Raw genomic sequence first — 16,481 nt, forward strand, 5'->3', positions numbered from 1 at the left:
CTGACGGCGCCTCGTTGCCAAGCCTTGGCTGGTGCAGAACGAAGTGCCGACGCTACAGAATGATCGTGACGGCATTAAGGAAAACCCGTATTGATAGATGTCAATTTGGGGGACAATCGTGCTTGTCGGAAAACCGATCCGGAGATTATGCTCGTCGGCTGCCGAAAATCGCAACCCTGCGACTGTTGCATAAAAACAAACAAATGCAGGGATCGCAGTCGCACAAGACCGCTAATTCGTTCGTGTTATGACGCGAATAAGGTCAACCCAGCGCCAGGCGCAACTGTTCGTCCAGGTGCTGTGTGGGTAACACGCGCCAGCCGCTCTGGGCGTAGCGCAGCCATCGGCCCAGCACCAGGTGCGTCAGCAGGCTTGCGTGCGCGGCCACGTTGGCCTCGGGCGGCAGGCCGCCATCGCTGACGGCGATGCGCAGCGATTGCTTCAACGACGCCTCGATGCGGTCGTTGATGTGGTTGATCCGTTCCTGCAGGCGATTGTCCTCCGTGACCAGGGCGTCCCCGGTCAGCACCCGCGTCATGCCCTTGTTGCGTTCCGAGAACGTGAGCAGCATCGATACCGTCTGGTGGGCCTGCGACAGGCCGTAGGGCTCGGCGGTCGCGATCTGGTTCACCAGCGTGAAGATGCTGGTCTCGATGAACTCGATCAATCCCTCGAACATCTGCGCCTTGCTGGCGAAGTGCCGGTACAACGCGGCTTCCGAGACTGCCAGGCGCGCGGCCAGCGCCGCCGTGGTGATGCGCGAAGCGTGCGGCTGCTCCAGCATTTCGGCCAGGGTCTGCAGAATCTGGGTCTTGCGCTCGCCGGGTTTGCTCGCCATGGACGGGTCTGGTGTTACGCAGGCAGGGGGTGGGAGAGGAGGGCGCTAGCCCCGCAAGGGACGCCGGCGCAGCAGCAGATCACTGACGCAGTTTACCCGCAAGTCGACGTACGACGGTCGCTGCGCGCGGCCCCGTCCGAACGGCGTGCCGGGATGGAATACGTGCACCGTGCGCAGTCCGGCGCGACGGGCGCCGCGCAGGTTTGCAAGCGTGTCTTCGACCAGCACCGCCTGGCGCGCCGGCACGCCTTCGCGCGCCAGCACGTGGCGCAGCAGGGCGGGTGAAGGCTTGGGACGGAATTCGCCGTGCAGCCGCATGTGCTCGATGGCCCACAGGCTGTCGAACTGTCGCAGGATGCCCAGCCGCCGCAGCACGGCGCGCGCGTAATGCAGCGGCGCGTTGGTCAGCAGCACCTTGCGGCCCGGCAACTGCCGCAGCTTGTAGGCCAGCGCCTTCTCGGCGCGCACCAGCGGGTTGACATCGAAGTCGTGGCTGCGGTGCAGGAAGGCGTGCGGATCGATGCCATGGTTGCGCACCATGCCGATCATCGTCGCGCCGTAGCGCTGCCAGTATTGCTTGCGCACGGCGTTGGCGGTATCGACGTCCACGTCCAGCGCCTCGGCCACGGCCATGGTCATGCCGTGATCGATCTGCGGAAAGATGGCGTGCGAGGTGTCGTGGAGCGTGTTGTCCAGGTCAAACAACCACAGGCGCCCGGGGGCGCCTGTGGCGGTGCGGCGCGAGCGGCGCTGGCGCACCGCCGGCCGCAGCAGGGTGCGCAGCGCTCGCATCAGTGCGAGCTGATCATCGTGCCAACGCCCTGGTCGGTCAGGATTTCCAGCAGCAGGCAGTGCGGCACGCGGCCGTCGACGATGTGCACCGAGTTGACGCCGTTCTTGGCGGCATCCAGCGCCGACGAGATCTTGGGCAGCATGCCGCCCGAGATGGTGCCGTCGGCGAACAGCTCGTCGATGGTCTGGGCCGACAGGCTGCGCAGCAGCTTGCCGCCCTTGTCCAGCACGCCCGGGGTGTTGGTCAGCATCAGCAGCTTTTCGGCGCCCAGGACTTCGGCCATCTTGCCGGCGACGACGTCGGCGTTGATGTTGTAGGCAGTGCCGTCTTCACCGTAGCCGATGGGCGAGATGACCGGAATGAACTGGTCGTCCTGCAAGGCCTTGACCACCGCCGGTTCGACCAGGGTGATGTCGCCCACGAAGCCGATGTCGATCGGTTCGGCGGGGTTCTCCTTGTTGGCCATCAGCTTTTTCTGGGCCTGGATCAGTCCGCCGTCCTTGCCGGTCAGGCCCACGGCCTTGCCGCCGACCTCGTTGATCATCATGACGATGTCCTGCTGGACCTGGCCGCCCAGCACCCATTCGACCACTTCCATGGTCTCGGCGTCGGTCACGCGCATGCCCTGGATGAAGGTGCCTTGCTTGCCGATGCGGCGCAACGCGTCGTCGATCTGCGGACCGCCGCCGTGCACCACCACCGGATTCAGACCCACCAGCTTGAGCAACACCACGTCATGCGCGAAGCTGCGTTGCAATCGCTCTTCCGTCATGGCGTTGCCGCCGTACTTGACCACGATGGTTTTGCCGTGGAATCGTCGGATATAGGGCAGCGCTTCGGAGAGCACCGCGGCTTTGACAGCGGGAGACGAGACGGCAGCAGGGTCGGGGGTGTCGGTCATGGCGGCTAAGTCGGCAATAAGTAGGGTATGAAAGTTAGAGGTTGAAAGCCTGCGCCGCTGATGGCGTGAAGGCATTGCCCCCCGTGGGGGCGTGGGGTCCGGCAGTAAAAAATGCCTGCACAGGAACGCGTTGGCAACGCGGTAGCGCAAGCATACGACGGATTGTAGTCCCCCCAGGTTTCTTATGCTTTAAACCCATGTTGATATGCCCGACAAATAACCGGCATTGGGGTAAATTGGGGGCGTTTTCGCAACGGAGCGCCCCTCACAAGGGGGAATCTCCACACCGGCCGGGCATATGCCCCCAAATTTCTACCTATAAAAGAGGCAACTCATGCGTTTGAATTTCGTCCGTTCCGCCCTGGTGGCGTCGGCCCTGCTGGTGGCGGCCACCGCCGCCCACGCCGAAAAGATCGTCGTCGGCGCCACCCAGGTGCCGCACGCCGAGATCCTGGAAGTGGTCAAGCCGCAACTGGCCAAGGAAGGCGTGGAACTCGACATCAAGGTCTTCAACGACTACGTCCAGCCCAACCTGCAACTGGCTGACAAGCAGCTCGACGCCAACTTCTTCCAGCACAAGCCGTACCTGGACACCTTCAACAAGGACCGCAAGGCCACGCTGGTGCCGGTCGCCCTGGTGCACGTCGAACCCTTCGGCGGCTACTCCAAGAAGATCAAGACCCTGGCCGAACTGAAGGACGGCGCCACCGTCGCCATCCCGAACGACCCCTCCAACGGCGGCCGCGCGCTGGTGCTGCTGCAGAAGCAGGGCGTCATCAAGCTGAAGGATCCGTCCAACATCCTGGCGACCGCCGCCGATGTGGTCGAGAACCCCAAGAAGCTGAAGTTCCGCGAACTCGAAGCCGCGATGCTGCCGCGCTCGCTGGACGACGTCGACCTGGCCCTGATCAACACCAACTACGCGCTCGAAGCCGGCCTGGTGCCGACCAAGGACGCGCTGTTCATCGAAGGCGCCGATTCGCCCTACGCCAACATCCTGGTGACCCGCGCCGACAACAAGGACGCGCCGGGCATCAAGAAGCTGGTCAACGCGCTGCACTCGCCCGAGGTGAAGAAGTTCATCCTCGACAAGTACAAAGGCGCCGTGGTGCCGGCGTTCTGATCGCGACGCGGGCCTGATTCCCCGCCAAGGCCGCCCGCTCATGCGGGCGGTTTCTTTTTGCAGGCCAGGCCGCGGCCAAATGAAAACCGCCCGACAGGCGGGCGGTTCATGGTGGCGGCAAAGGGGACCGGGATCAGCCCGCGGCCAGCGCCTTCTCGACGGTGGCGTGGAATTCAGCCACGTCGTATTCACCCAGGTAACGCTTGATAATGCGTCCCTGCTTGTCGATCAGGAACGCGGTGGGCGTCAGGCGGATGTCGCCGAAGGCGCGGGCGATCTCGCCCTTGGTGTCCAGGGCCACCGGGAACGGCAGCTTGCGGCTTTCCTTGAAGTTGAGCACGAAGTTGGGCGGATCGTAGTCCATGGCGACAGCGATGGCCTCGTAGCCCTTGCCCGCGTATTCGTTGTAGGCGGAGATCGTCTCGGGCATCTGCTTGACGCAGGTCACGCAACTGGTGGCCCAGAACTTGACCAGCACCACCTTGCCGCGCAGGTCCTGCATGGAGAAAGTCTTGCCTTCCAGCGTGGTGAAGGTGACATCCGGCGCGGCTTGCGTGGGGCGCAGGGTGAACCAGGCGCCGATACCGACCGCCACCAGGACGGCCAGGGCTACGATGGCTTTTTTCATTTGATGGGCATGGCCTCTACGGCACTGCCACCGCTGGGCGCGCTGCTGCCGCCGCCGGCAGCACTCGTGTCGCTCTCGATGGGGGCCTTGGTTTCGGTGGTGGTCGATTTGCCGCCGCTGTTCGACAGGCGAATCGCTTCCTCGCGGCTGATGGTCTCGAACAGTTTAACCACCTTTGCGACGCCGCTGAGATCCGCGACCGCGTTGGCGGCGTAGTCGCCCTCGGCCTGCGTCACCTTGCCCATCAGGTAGACCACGCTGTGGTCGGTGGTGACGGCGATGGTGCCGGAGGGCACGTACTTGGTGTTGAGCAGGGCGGTCTTGGCTTTGGAGGTGAGCCAGGTGTCGTTCGAACGCACGCCGAAGGACGCGATCGGGCCCACGGTGAGCTGGTTTATCACCTGCTTGACGTTCTCGACGCTCTGGGCGATGGCGGTGGCCTGCGACTTGGCTTCCTCGGTGGGCACGTCTCCGGTCAGCAGCAGGTGCCCGCCATAGGCCATGGCGTTGACGCGCGCGGTTTCACCCAGCTTTTGGGAGATCTGGCTCTGGGCCTTGAAGGCCATGTTCTGGTCTTCGAGCTGGATACCCGAGGTGCGCCGGTCGGTCACGACCACGGCCGTGGTGGCGGCCGCGCCACCCACGATCAGGGGCGCGCATGCGGACAGCGACAGGGCCGCGCCGGACAGGGCCGCGGCGAGCAGCAGGGGGCGGGCGGCGGTTCTGACGTCTGAAATCATTCGGTGTCTCCAAGCAGAAGAGCGTCAATGCCGTCGCAAAGCGCATGCAACAGCAGTATATGGACTTCCTGGATCCGCATGGTGCGATCGCTGGGAACACATAGATGGACGTCCATCGGCGTAATGAGTTCCCCCATGACGCCGCCGCCCTTGCCCGTCAAGGCCAGGACGTGCATTTCGCGGCTGGCGGCGGCTTCCATGGCGCGCACCACATTGGGCGAGTTGCCGCTGGTGGAGATGGCCACCAGCACGTCGCCAGCCTGGCCGAAGGCGTTGACCTGGCGTTCGAAGACTTCATCGAAGCCGTAGTCGTTGCCGACCGCGGTGAGGATCGAGGTGTCGGTGTTCAGGGCGATGCCGGCCAGGGGCAGGCGTTCGCGTTCGAAGCGGCCCACCAGCTCGGCGATGAAATGTTGCGCGTCGGCGGCCGAGCCACCGTTGCCGCAAGCCAGAATCTTGCCGTTGTTGGCCAGGGCGCCAAACAGCACGTCCACCGCGATCGCCAGCGGCTCGGCCAGCACGTTCATGCTTTGTTCGTACGTGGCCATGGCGTCGCGAAAGTGCGACGTCATTCGAGAGGTCATATCCATGGCCGCGATTATCTCACGGGCGGACCCGAATCAAGCCAGCTCGAACGCCGCGCGCAGCCACCGGACCTGGTCGCCGTCGAACAGCACGGCGTCGAAGCGGGCCGGCGGCACGGCGCCCTGCCAATGGCGCTGGGCCAGGGTGGGCAGCCAGTGCGCCGCGGCGCGCGCCAGGCGCGCCTGCTTGTCGCGGCCGATGCTGGCCGCCGCGCCGCCGTAGGCGTCGCTCTGGCGTGAGCGCACCTCGACGAACACCAGCACATCGCCGTCGCGCATGACCAGGTCGATCTCCCCGGCGCGGCAGCCCAGGTTGCGGGCCAGCAGCACCAGGCCGGCGGCCCGCAACAGGCGCAGGGCGGCGTCTTCGTGGCCGTCGCCAATACGCTGGCGCGGCGAGCGCCGGGGCGCCGGGCGGTGGTGGTGGTCGGCCGTGGCGCGCGTTCCAGCGCGCCGGCGCCGCTTTTGCGCGCGGCGGCGCGCCGCCAGGGCCAGCTCGAAAGCGAATGTGTCATCCGGCATGCCGGTTCCGAAATGGGGGGGCGATGGCGGCTACACTGACATGGTTTTCCGCGTGAGTAGGCAGCAATGAATCAAAATGTCTCATCCCCGGTGGCCGGCGACGCCTGGGCCCGCGTCGCTGAACGCGTGGCCGGACAGCATTGGCCCGCCTCGACGCTGTATGTGGTGGCCACACCGATCGGCAATCTGGGCGACCTGGGGCTGCGCGCCTGGCATGCGTTGCAACGCGCCGACGTGATCGCGGCCGAAGACACCCGCGCCAGCCGCACGCTGCTGGACGCCTGGGGCGTCAGCACGCCGCTGATGGCGGCCCACCGGCACAACGAGGCCGCGGCGGCGCAGGCCATCTGTGAACGCCTGGCCCAGGGTCAGCGCGTGGCGCTGGTGTCGGATGCCGGCGCGCCGGCGGTCAGCGATCCCGGCGCGCGCGTGGTGCGCGCCGTGCGCGAGGCCGGTTTCGCGGTGGTGCCGGTGCCCGGCCCCAGCGCCGTGATCGCCGCGCTGATGGGCAGCGGCGTCACCACCGACGAGAATCCCGCCTACGCCTTCGCCGGCTTTCCGCCGTCCAAGGCCACCGCGCGCCAGCGCTGGCTGCGAACCTGGTGCGCACTGCCGGCGCCGGTGGTGATGTTCGAATCGCCGCATCGGCTGGCCGCGACGCTGGCCGACCTGCTGGAGGTCTGCGGTCCCGCCCGCCTGCTGACCGTGGCGCGCGAACTGACCAAGCGCTTCGAGGAGATCGCCACGTTTCCGCTGGGCGAGGCCGCCGCCTGGCTGGCGGCCGATGCGCACCGCGAGCAGGGCGAGTTCGTGCTGATCGCGCATGCCCAGGCCGGCCAGCAGGCCGATGAAGACGCCGACCCGCGCGCCGATGCCTTGCTGGATGCGCTGCTCGAAACCCTGTCGGTGCGCGACGCCTCGAAAATCGCCGCCAAGGTCACCGGCCTGTCGCGCGACGTCCTGTACAACCGGGCCCTGGCCCGCAAGAATCCGTAAGCCATGATCTACACCGCAGAGACCCGCAAGCGTCCCGGCGAAGCGGCGGAGCCGATCGTCTACCGTGACATCCCCACGCCGCTGGGCGAAATGCGACTGGTCGCCAGCGCCAAGGGGCTGCGGGGCGCCTGGTTCACTGACCAGACCCTGCTGCCGTCCGCCGAAGGCTGGACCCGCGACGAAGCCGATCCCATTCTGGAACAGGCGCGGCGCGAGCTGGACGAATGGTTCGCCGGCCGGCGCCGCGAGTTCGAGGTGGCGCTGGATCCGGTCGGCACGCCGTTCCAGCATGAAGTCTGGCGCGCCTTGTGCAAACTGGATTTCGGCCAGCTCGCCAGCTACGGCGAACTGGCGCGCATCGTCGGCCGGCCCAAGGGCGCCCAGGCCATCGGCGGGGCGGTGGGTCGCAATCCCGTCATCATCATCATTCCGTGTCATCGCATCATCGGCGCGGATACCTCGCTGACCGGTTTCGGCGGCGGCCTGCCACGCAAGCAGGCGCTGCTCAAGCACGAAGGCAGCGAGTACCTGAGCCGCAATGCGCGCGCGCGACGGGTCTGTGACGGTCAGGCGCAACTGCCGTTCGAGCAGCCCTCGTTCGACTGGCCGCCGGGGCCGTAGGCGACGGGCCGCGTTATTGCGCGGCGATGCTGGGCGTGATGCCGATGCGGTCCGACACCAGTTGCACCGCGTTCAGGGCGCTCTGGCGATCCGGATAGGGGCCGATCTTGACCCGGTACAGGTTGTTCGATTGCTCCACGGCCGCCGGTGGCGCGCCTGCCGCGCCCAGTTGGGTGTTGATGCGGCTGACCAGCGACTGCGCGTTGGCCGGCTGGCTGAACGCGCCCACCTGCAGATAGACATTGCCGATGCCGCCAGCCGCCGGTTGCCGCACCGGCGCGCTGCCCGGCGCGGGCGCCGGTTGCTGCGCCAGCGGTTGCGGCTCGAGCGCCACGGGGGCGGCCGCCACGGGCGTGGCCACCGGCGTCGAGCTGGTCGCCGAGGCGGGCTCGGGGGCGGGCCCTTGCGAGGCCCAGCGGCGGATCTCGTCCTGCTGGATGCTTTCCACCACCACCTGGCCGCTGCCCGGCCCGATGATGCCCAGCTTGTAGGCCGCCACGTACGACAGGTCCATGATGCGGTCGCTGTGGAACGGCCCGCGGTCGTTGACCCGCACGATGATGGTCTTGCCGTTGACCAGGCTGGTGACCCGCGCGTAGCTGGGAATCGGCAGCGTGGTGTGGGCTGCGGTCATGGCGTACATGTCATAGGGCTCGCCGATCGAGGTCGAGTTGCCGTGGAATTTCTTGCCGTACCACGAGGCGATGCCCTGGCGCTTGTAGGGCTGGCCGGTGGTATCCGGCACATAGCGCTGGCCGAACACCACGTACGGACGATTGGCGCCGCTGGCGTAAGGTTCGATGCGCGGCACCGCGTCCGGCACCTGGTCCAGGTTGGACGGCGGATTGGCGTCCGGGCCGTCGTCCTTGTAGTACCCGCCGCCCTTTTTACGTCCCCCGGTGGAAGAGCAGCCGGCCACGGCAATGGCCAGCAACAGCATCATCAGGATATGGAGCGGTCGGGACAGGATCATGCGGATTCGTCGGGCAGTTGGGTGCGATGGCGCACCAGCAGCGGGTCGTGGTCGGCAAAGCGCTTGGCCAGTTGTTCGACCACGTAGACCGAACGGTGCTGGCCACCGGTGCAGCCGATGGCGACGGTGAGGTAATTGCGGGTGTCTTGCGTGTACTGGGGCAGCCAGCGGTTCAGGAAGCCGGCGATGTCGTCGATCATCAGCCCCACTTGTTCATAACCTGCCAACCAGGCGGCGACGGGTTCGTCGCGGCCGGTCAGCGGACGCAGGTTACGGTCGTAATAGGGGTTGGGCAGGCAGCGCACGTCGAACACCAGGTCGGCGTCGCGCGGCACGCCGCGCTTGTACGCGAACGATTCGAAGGTCAGCACCAGCGGCGCGCGGTCGGCCTGGATCAGGTCGCGGATCCAGGCGCGCAGTTGGCCCGGCGTGAGCTCCGAGGTGTCGATGACATGTTCCTGCTCGCGCAGTGGCGCCAGCAGTTCGCGCTCGAGCGCGATGCAGTCGGTCAGCGACGGCGCGGTGCCGCCGCGTTGCAGGCGGTCGGTCAGCGGATGGCGGCGGCGGGATTCGGAATAGCGCTGCACCAGGGTGTCAGTGCTGGCGTCCAGGAACACCACGCGCAGGCTGGTGCCCATGGCGCGCAGCGCGGTGACCACGTCGGGCAGTTCGGCCAGCTCGCCGGGCGAGCGCACGTCGATGGCGACCGCGACGCGCTCCAGGCCATCGTCGCGGGCATTGGCCACGAACTCGGTCAGGAACCGCACGGGCAGGTTGTCGACGCAGGTGTAGCTGGCGTCCTCGAGCATGCGCAGGGCAACGGACTTGCCTGAGCCTGAGATGCCGGTAACGAGGACGACTTTCAACATGGACATGATTGTGGCACGCTTTTCCAGGAGGATGCCGGCGGGTTGGCATCTGATATGGCCGTAAACTGCGAATCTGCGCCTGTACTGCCGCGCGGGCCCTGGCGTAAGCTTGGGCACCCGCACACGACCGATTCATCTACGCGCCCCGCCGCCATGCGCCTTCGGGGTTGGAATTCGACTTAGTGTTAACTGGCCCTAGATGTTAGCCCTCATTTCCTTTCGTAGTGTTTCACTGCCGCGGTTTTGGGCAAAATCCCGCCTTCTGGCCGCCGTCGTTGTTGCCTTTTCGGCAGCGCCCGCGCTGGCCCAGGACACCCCCCAGGTGCTGCAGCCGGGCACTATGGCGGCGCGGGTGGCGGCCTGTACGGCCTGTCATGGCGAACAGGGCCGCGCCGGCGCCGACGGTTACTACCCGCGCCTGGCCGGCAAGCCGCAGGAATACCTCTACCACCAGTTGCTGAACTTCCGCGACGACCGGCGCCAGTACCGCCCCATGGCGCACCTGCTGGCGGGCCTGCCCGACGCCTACTTGCACGAAATGGCCGCCTATTTCTCGGCACAGCATGTGCCGTATCCGCCGCCGGTGCGCGCGGAAGTGTCGGCCGCCACGCTCGAGGCCGGCCGCAAGCTGGCGCTGTCGGGCGACGCCGCCCGCGGCCTGCCGGCCTGTGCCGCCTGTCATGGCGCCTCACTGGGCGGGGCGCTGCCGGCCATCCCCGGCCTGCTGGGCCTGCCGCGCGATTACGTCGGCTCGCAGATCGGCAGTTGGAAGAACGGCCTGCGCCGCGCCGACGCGCCGGACTGCATGGCGGATATCGCCGGCAAGCTCACGCCTGAAGACATCGGCGCGCTGGCGGCATGGCTGTCGTCGCAGCCGGTGGCCGACACCTATGCGCCCGAGCCCGCCGGGGCTCTGCGGTTGCCTGCCGAGTGTGGCAGCCAGGCGCAACGTTGAAGGATTGCCGGATGAAACTGATGAAGCGAATCCTTGGCACCCTGCTGGCGCTGGCCGTGATCGCGGTGGGCGCCCTCTACTGGCTCGGCACGCGCGACGACGCCAGCACCGGCGCTGCCGCGGCGCCCGCCGATCCGCAGCAGCGCCTCGAACGCGGACGTTATCTGGCGCTGGCCGGCAATTGCATGGCCTGCCACACCGCGCGTGGCGGCCAGGCCTATGCGGGCGGCACGCCCATTCCGACCCCGTTCGGCACGATCTACGGTCCCAACATCACGCCGGACGAGAAGACCGGCATCGGCGCCTGGAGCGCGGACGATTTCTGGCAGGCGCTGCATAACGGCAAGTCGCGTGACGGCACGTTGCTGTATCCAGCCTTTCCGTACACCGAGTACACCCGCGTGACGCGAGCCGACGCCGATGCGCTGTTCGCCTATCTGCGCACGATCACGCCGGTGAGCCAACCCAGCCGCGCGCCGGATCTCGATTTCCCGTATGACCAACGCCTGCTGCTGGCCGCCTGGCGCGCCCTGTATTTCCGGCCGGGCGTGCAGGAAGCCGATCCCGGCCAGTCGACGCAGTGGAACCGCGGCCGCTACCTGGTCGAAGGCCTGGGCCATTGCGCCGCCTGCCACGCGCCGCGCAACAGCCTGGGCGCGACGCGCGCGGCCGATGGCCTGGCCGGCGGCCTTATCCCGATGCTGGACTGGTACGCGCCGCCGCTGACCAATGATCCGCAGGCGGGCCTGGGGCGCTGGTCGGCCGAAGACATCGCGGCGTTGCTGCGCACCGGCATGGCGGCGCACTCCAGCGCCAGCGGTCCGATGGCCGAGGTGGTGCTGGGCAGCACCCAGCACCTGACCGAGGAAGATGCGCTCGCAATGGGCGTGTATCTCAAGTCGTTGCCGGCCACGCCCGTGGCCTCATCGCGGCCCGCCGTGCCGGTTTCCCCGGCGGCCATGGAGCTGGGCGGCAAGATCTACCGCCAGCAATGCGCGCAATGCCACCAACCGCAAGGCGAAGGCAGCGCGGGCGCCTGGCCCGCGCTGGCCGGCAATCCGACGGTGACCGCGCCGTCGCCCGTCAATGCGATCCGCATCGTGCTGGACGGCGGCTTCGCGCCCGCCACCGCGGCCAATCCGCGGCCGCATGGCATGCCGCCCTTCGGCCAACTGCTCAACGACAACGACGTCGCGATGCTGGTGTCCTACATCCGCAATAGCTGGGGCAACGAGGCCGGCGGCGTGACGCCCCTCGAGGTCAAGCGCGCCCGCGCCGCCTCGACCCGCAACTGATCAGGACGGTCGCGCGGCCAGTTGGCAGGCCGCGCGCGCCATCTCTCCCAGGGAGCGGATGGCATCGGCCTTGGCGTCGTCCCACGGGTGGCCGTAGTTCAGCCGCAGCGCATTGCCGAACTGGCCGCTCGCCGAGAAGATCGGGCCGGGTGCCACGCTGATGCCGCGCGCCAACGCCTGCCGGTGCAGCGCCAGCGCATCGACCGCCGCCGGCATTTCCAGCCAAAGGAAAAAGCCGCCTTGCGGCCGGGTCACGCGAGTGCCCGCGGGAAACTCGCGCGCGATCGCATTGGCCATCAGGTCCTGCTGCGCCTGCAGCGTTTCGCGCAGGCGGCGCAGGTGGCGGTCGTAGCCGCCTTGTTCCAGGTATTCGGCGATGGCGCCCTGCGCCGGACTCGACGCCGACAGCGTGGACGACAGCTTCAGGCGCTGCACGCGTTGCGCGTAGCGTCCAGCGCTGGCCCAGCCGATGCGGTAGCCCGGCGCCAGGCATTTTGAGAACGACGAGCAGTGCAGCACCAGCCCCTGCTTGTCGAAGGCCTTGGCGGGCACCGGCCGCGTCGCGCCGAAATACAGCTCGCCGTAGACGTCGTCCTCGATCAGCGGGATCTGGTGGCGCGCAAGCAGTTCCACCAGTTGCCGTTTCTTTTCTTCGGGCATCAGGCTGCCCAGCGGATTCTGGAACTGCGTCATCAGCCAGCAGGCCGTGGGCGCGTGGCGCTGGATCGCGGTTTCAATCGCGCCCAGGTCGACGCCGGTGCGCGGATGCGTGGGCACTTCCAGCGCCTTCAGGCCGTGGCGTTCCAGCGCCTTCAGGCCGTGGCGTTCCAGCGCCTGCAGCGCCCCGTAGAAGGTGGGGGCCTCGACAATGACCGTGTCGCCCGGCCGCGTCACCGCCTGCAGGCAGAGGTTGAGCGCTTCCAGCGCGCCGTTGGTGACGACGATATCGCTGGCCGGCACGTTGATGCCGGCGATCAGGTAACGCAGCGCGATCTGTCGGCGCAGGCCGGGATTGCCGGGCGACAGGTCTTCCATCGTGTCCAGCGGGTCCTGGCGCTTGAGATGTGCCGACATGGCCTGGGCCAGCCGCGGCAGCGGGAACAGCAGAGGGGAAGGGAAGGCCGAACCCAGCGGGGTGACATCGCGGTTGCGCACCGAGTCCAGGATGTCGAAGATGCGCTCGCTGATCGCGAGTTCGGTCGATTCGCCGTCGGGACAGGAAGTGTCGGGTTCTGGGGGCAGGCAGTCGCCGCGCGCGTTGACGTAGTAGCCGGAACGGGGACGGGCGCGGATCAGACCGCGCGCTTCCAGCAGGTAGTAGGCCTGGAATACCGTCGACGGACTGACGCCGCGGCTGGCGCAGGCCTCGCGCACCGACGGCAGTTTGTCGCCCACGCGCAGCACGCCGTCGCGGATCGACCTGGCGATCTCGTTGGCGAGTTTCTCGTACAGGCTCACGGTTCCGCGCGGTAACGCGCGTTTACTTGCTGCTTTGCAGGATCGCCATGGCCTGGCGTTCCATGAATTCGCCCAGGGTGTCGATGCCGCGAAGCTTGAGGATGGTGTTGCGCACCGCGGCTTCGACCAGCACCGCCAGGTTGCGGCCGGCTGCCACCTGCAGCATGACCTTGCGCACCGGCAGGCCCAGCATGTCCTGGGTGATGTCCTGCAGCGGCAGGCGTTCGAACTTGTCCTGCGCGGTGGCGCGCACCAGGTGCACGATCAGCTTCAGGCGCATCTTGCGACGCACCGAGGTCTCGCCGAAGATGGTGCGGATGTCGAGCAGGCCCAGGCCGCGCACTTCCAGCAGGTTCTGCAGCAGTTGCGGGCAGTGGCCTTCGATCATGTTGGGCGCGGTGCGCGAGAATTCGACCGCGTCGTCGGCCACCAGCCCGTGGCCGCGCGAGATCAGTTCCAGCGCCAGTTCGCTCTTGCCCAGGCCGGATTCGCCGGTGATCAGGACGCCCAGGCCCAGCACGTCCAGGAACACGCCGTGCACGGTGGTGGTGGGCGCGAGTTTCTTGCCCAGGTAGATGCGCAGCAGGTCGATCAACTGCGCGGCCGCCACCGGAGTGGACAGCAAAGGCACCTGGTGCTGGTCGCACTGGTCCACCAGGTCCTGCGGCGGCGTCAGGCCGTCGGCCAGCAGGATGGCGGGCACGCCGCCGATCAGCAGCTCGTCCATGTGATGCATGCGGCGGCGCAGGTCGAAGCGGGTGTAGTACGCCAGCTCTTCCTGGCCGAACACCTGGATGCGCGACGGGTGGATCAGGTTCAGGTGGCCCACCAGGTCGGCGGCCGCCATGCCGTCATCGGGAATCGCGCGGTCCGCGGCCCCTTGGCCGGAAATCCAGTTGAAGGGGATTTTGTCGGCGTTGTCGTCGACGAGTTCCTGCACCGTGAGCATGGCAGCGTTTCCGCGAGGGGTCAGAGTTGGCCGGTGGTGAGCATCTTGTGGACGACGGCCGGATCGGTCTCGGTGGCCAGCGCTTCGCGCAGCGCCTTGTTGGACATGAGCTGCGCCAGTTCCGCCAGGATATCCAGGTGCTGCTGCGTGGCGGTTTCGGGCACCAGCAGACAGAGCAGCATCGATACGGGCTGTCCGTCGGGAGCGTCGAACGTGATGGGCTGCGCCAGGCGGATGAAGGCGGCAAGCGCCTGCTCCAGTCCCTTCACGCGGCCGTGCGGCACGGCGACGCCCTGGCCGAGCGCGGTCGAGCCCAGACGCTCCCGCGCAAACAGGCTGTCGAACACGAGCGCGCGTGCCAAGCCGTGGTTGTTTTCAAAGAGGAGGCCAGCCTGTTCGAACGCGCGCTTCTTGCTCGTGGCGAGCATATCGAGGACGACGTTGCCGGCGGGAAGGATGCGCGACAAATGATTCATCAGGTCATTATAGGGTTATATGACGCACTGCAAAAAACTCCGGTGGGAGGCGCTCGCGCCGCGGTCCGCACCCTCCTGGATCAGGCCGCCGGTCTCGGCACGAGAGCGACAGCATAGACCGATAGCGCCGGGTTGTGGGCATTCTTCGTGCGCAGGTGGGTATACCAGCACGGTATGGCGTGGATGCCTTGATCGGGTTTTCAGGGGAGGGAGTGACGTTCGCCGGCCTGTGCCGGAGAATGGGGGACAAAGAAGGCGGGGGGAGTTTGCCGATGCCCCGGCTGGACGGGACGTCTAGCGGGACACCGGGACTTAGGCAGGATTCAGGAATCGCTGTTTAGCTTGGCTCGCACGGCGAGCGAATCATGAAGCGCGGTATTACTGGGTTGGCGAAAGGTTCGCCGCTTGCCGCTTCACGGACTCTGCAGTGTGACTTCGCACCTTGTCCTTGTGCTTGATGACCTGACGGTCGACTTTGTCAGCAAGAAGGTCGATCGCGGCGTAGAGGTTTTCATCGGTTGCTTCACAATGAATGTCCTTGCCACTAAGACGCATGGTGATTTCGGCTCTGTGCCGCAGGGGCTCTACTGAGAGCATGACCTGGGTATCGATGACGTGATCGAAATGCCGCAGCACTCGCGCCAGTTTGTTCATGACATATTCCCGGATGGCCGGGGTGACGTCGAGGTGACGACCGCAGATGCTCAGGTTCATAGTGTGCTCTCCTTCTAAAAGAGGAAAAAATGGTGCGCGGAAGGCGCGGTGGGGTCGTTAGGCGTTCTCCTTGTTTGAGGGGTTCGTTTGATACTAGTGTATAGACTCGGGCCGATAAAACAAGCTGACCTAACGCAAGTCCATGGCATTTTCATTGCGCCCGCCCAGGGGCGTGCCCCAGGGGCCGTCACGGACCCTGGGATTTTCCCCAATGGAGGTGTTACATGCGGAAGTGTTCGCCCAGGTAGACGCGGCGAACGGCCGGATCGCCGACGATTTCGTCGGGGTGACCGTCGGTCAGCACCTTGCCTTCGCTGATGATGTAGGCGCGGTCGCAGATGCCCAGCGTTTCGCGCACGTTGTGGTCGGTGATCAGCACGCCGATGCCGCGACCCTTCAGGAAGCGCACGATGCGCTGGATCTCGATCACGGCGATCGGGTCCACGCCGGCGAACGGCTCGTCCAGCAGGATGAAGCGCGGACTGGTGGCCAGCGCGCGCGCGATTTCGACGCGGCGGCGCTCGCCGCCCGACAGCGAAATGGCGGCGTTGCTGCGGATGTGGCCGATCTGCAGCTCTTCGAGCAGCAGTTCCATCTGTTCATTGATCTTGGGCGTGGACAGCGTGCGGCCGTCCGGCCCGATCTGCAGTTCGAGCACCGCGCGGATGTTCTGCTCGACCGTCAGGCGGCGGAACACCGAGGCGTCCTGGGGCAGGTACGACAGTCCCATGCGCGCGCGCTTGTGGATCGGCATCGCGGTGATGACCGAGCCGTCGATCTCGATACGGCCGGCGTCGGCCGGCACCAGGCCCACGATCATGTAGAAGCTGGTGGTCTTGCCGGCGCCGTTGGGGCCAAGCAGGCCCACCACTTCGCCGCTGGAGACGGACAGGGACACGTCCTGCACCACGGTGCGGCCGTTGTAGGTCTTGCGCAAGCCGGTTGCGCGCAGGCTGCCCTGCTTGACGCCCGAAGGGGCGGAGGTCACGGGAGTCTGCACTGAAGGTTGGTTCATCGTGGCTGCGTATGGGTGACATGGGAGGCGC

19 protein-coding genes are annotated in these 16,481 nt (G+C 66.8%); 5 read left to right on the plus strand and 14 right to left on the minus strand.

The window, feature by feature from the left end; translation table 11 throughout:
* Window positions 1–262: 262 nt before the first annotated feature.
* Genes slmA through argB form a run of 3 tightly spaced genes read right to left on the minus strand, consistent with a single transcriptional unit; the run spans window position 263 to window position 2,532 of the window.
* Window positions 263–838 (minus strand): nucleoid occlusion factor SlmA, encoded by a 576-nt coding sequence (gene slmA / locus HV783_RS06215; RefSeq protein WP_054500386.1) that lies wholly within the window; start codon window positions 836–838, stop codon window positions 263–265.
* Between the two features lie 45 nt (window positions 839–883).
* Window positions 884–1,630, minus strand: coding sequence for a pyrimidine 5'-nucleotidase (locus HV783_RS06220; protein ID WP_054500387.1), 747 nt, complete (start codon window positions 1,628–1,630; stop codon window positions 884–886).
* Window positions 1,630–2,532: an acetylglutamate kinase gene (gene argB, locus HV783_RS06225; RefSeq protein WP_026382124.1), complete on the minus strand. Its 903-nt coding sequence runs from the start codon at window positions 2,530–2,532 to the stop codon at window positions 1,630–1,632. Before argB ends, HV783_RS06220 begins: the two co-directional genes overlap by 1 nt.
* Window positions 2,533–2,866: 334 nt before the next feature.
* Between argB and HV783_RS06230 the strand changes: the two genes are divergently transcribed.
* Complete coding sequence (locus HV783_RS06230; RefSeq protein ID WP_054500388.1) at window positions 2,867–3,655, plus strand: MetQ/NlpA family ABC transporter substrate-binding protein; 789 nt, start codon at window positions 2,867–2,869, stop codon at window positions 3,653–3,655.
* A gap of 133 nt (window positions 3,656–3,788) precedes the next feature.
* Here HV783_RS06230 and HV783_RS06235 read toward each other — a convergent pair whose 3' ends face one another.
* The 4 genes from HV783_RS06235 to HV783_RS06250 are packed head-to-tail and all read right to left on the minus strand — an operon-like array spanning window position 3,789 to window position 6,129.
* Entirely contained in the window at window positions 3,789–4,283 is a 495-nt protein-coding gene (locus tag HV783_RS06235) for a peroxiredoxin family protein (protein ID WP_054500389.1), read from the minus strand.
* On the minus strand, window positions 4,280–5,023 hold the full coding sequence (locus HV783_RS06240) for a BON domain-containing protein (protein WP_064524009.1): 744 nt from the start codon (window positions 5,021–5,023) through the stop codon (window positions 4,280–4,282). Before HV783_RS06240 ends, HV783_RS06235 begins: the two co-directional genes overlap by 4 nt.
* Entirely contained in the window at window positions 5,020–5,613 is a 594-nt protein-coding gene (locus tag HV783_RS06245; protein WP_006389868.1) for a phosphoheptose isomerase, read from the minus strand. Before HV783_RS06245 ends, HV783_RS06240 begins: the two co-directional genes overlap by 4 nt.
* Window positions 5,614–5,643: 30 nt before the next feature.
* Complete coding sequence (locus HV783_RS06250; RefSeq protein WP_054500391.1) at window positions 5,644–6,129, minus strand: YraN family protein; 486 nt, start codon at window positions 6,127–6,129, stop codon at window positions 5,644–5,646.
* Between the two features lie 66 nt (window positions 6,130–6,195).
* Here HV783_RS06250 and rsmI point away from each other — a divergent pair, with 66 nt between their 5' ends.
* Both rsmI and HV783_RS06260 read left to right on the plus strand, forming a co-directional pair.
* Window positions 6,196–7,125 (plus strand): 16S rRNA (cytidine(1402)-2'-O)-methyltransferase, encoded by a 930-nt coding sequence (gene rsmI, locus HV783_RS06255; RefSeq protein ID WP_064524011.1) that lies wholly within the window; start codon window positions 6,196–6,198, stop codon window positions 7,123–7,125.
* A 3-nt stretch (window positions 7,126–7,128) separates the two neighbouring features.
* Complete coding sequence (locus HV783_RS06260) at window positions 7,129–7,746, plus strand: methylated-DNA--[protein]-cysteine S-methyltransferase (protein ID WP_054500393.1); 618 nt, start codon at window positions 7,129–7,131, stop codon at window positions 7,744–7,746.
* Between the two features lie 13 nt (window positions 7,747–7,759).
* On the opposite strand, the gene HV783_RS06265 is transcribed toward HV783_RS06260, so the two are convergent.
* Window positions 7,760–8,719 carry a septal ring lytic transglycosylase RlpA family protein gene (locus HV783_RS06265; RefSeq protein WP_175188821.1) on the minus strand — a complete coding sequence of 320 codons (960 nt, stop codon included), beginning with the start codon at window positions 8,717–8,719 and terminating at the stop codon, window positions 7,760–7,762.
* A complete protein-coding gene (gene rapZ, locus HV783_RS06270; protein ID WP_054501178.1) occupies window positions 8,716–9,588 on the minus strand; it encodes an RNase adapter RapZ in 873 nt (290 codons plus the stop codon). The genes HV783_RS06265 and rapZ overlap by 4 nt, the downstream gene beginning before the upstream one ends.
* Before the next feature lie 199 nt (window positions 9,589–9,787).
* Here rapZ and HV783_RS06275 point away from each other — a divergent pair, with 199 nt between their 5' ends.
* On the plus strand, window positions 9,788–10,543 hold the full coding sequence (locus HV783_RS06275) for a c-type cytochrome (protein WP_175188822.1): 756 nt from the start codon (window positions 9,788–9,790) through the stop codon (window positions 10,541–10,543).
* 11 nt (window positions 10,544–10,554) lie between these two features.
* Entirely contained in the window at window positions 10,555–11,838 is a 1,284-nt protein-coding gene (locus tag HV783_RS06280) for a c-type cytochrome (protein WP_054500395.1), read from the plus strand.
* Here the strand turns inward: HV783_RS06280 and HV783_RS06285 are convergent, their stop codons facing one another.
* From HV783_RS06285 to lptB, 5 genes are all read right to left on the minus strand, one after another.
* On the minus strand, window positions 11,839–13,296 hold the full coding sequence (locus HV783_RS06285; protein ID WP_175188823.1) for an aminotransferase-like domain-containing protein: 1,458 nt from the start codon (window positions 13,294–13,296) through the stop codon (window positions 11,839–11,841). It lies immediately after the preceding gene.
* Window positions 13,297–13,318: 22 nt separating this feature from the next.
* Window positions 13,319–14,245: an HPr(Ser) kinase/phosphatase gene (hprK, locus tag HV783_RS06290; protein ID WP_006216298.1), complete on the minus strand. Its 927-nt coding sequence runs from the start codon at window positions 14,243–14,245 to the stop codon at window positions 13,319–13,321.
* 20 nt (window positions 14,246–14,265) lie between these two features.
* Window positions 14,266–14,721: a PTS sugar transporter subunit IIA gene (locus HV783_RS06295; protein WP_006391807.1), complete on the minus strand. Its 456-nt coding sequence runs from the start codon at window positions 14,719–14,721 to the stop codon at window positions 14,266–14,268.
* A gap of 378 nt (window positions 14,722–15,099) precedes the next feature.
* The gene (hpf, locus tag HV783_RS06300; protein ID WP_006391806.1) at window positions 15,100–15,435 is read right to left on the minus strand and encodes a ribosome hibernation-promoting factor, HPF/YfiA family; all 336 of its coding nucleotides are present in this window, start codon (window positions 15,433–15,435) and stop codon (window positions 15,100–15,102) included.
* A gap of 220 nt (window positions 15,436–15,655) precedes the next feature.
* On the minus strand, window positions 15,656–16,450 hold the full coding sequence (gene lptB / locus HV783_RS06305) for an LPS export ABC transporter ATP-binding protein (protein WP_049076872.1): 795 nt from the start codon (window positions 16,448–16,450) through the stop codon (window positions 15,656–15,658).
* Between the last annotated feature and the right edge of the window lie 31 nt (window positions 16,451–16,481).

It is taken from the genome of Achromobacter dolens (assembly GCF_902859745.1).
Taxonomy (GTDB): Bacteria; Pseudomonadota; Gammaproteobacteria; order Burkholderiales; family Burkholderiaceae_B; genus Achromobacter; species Achromobacter dolens.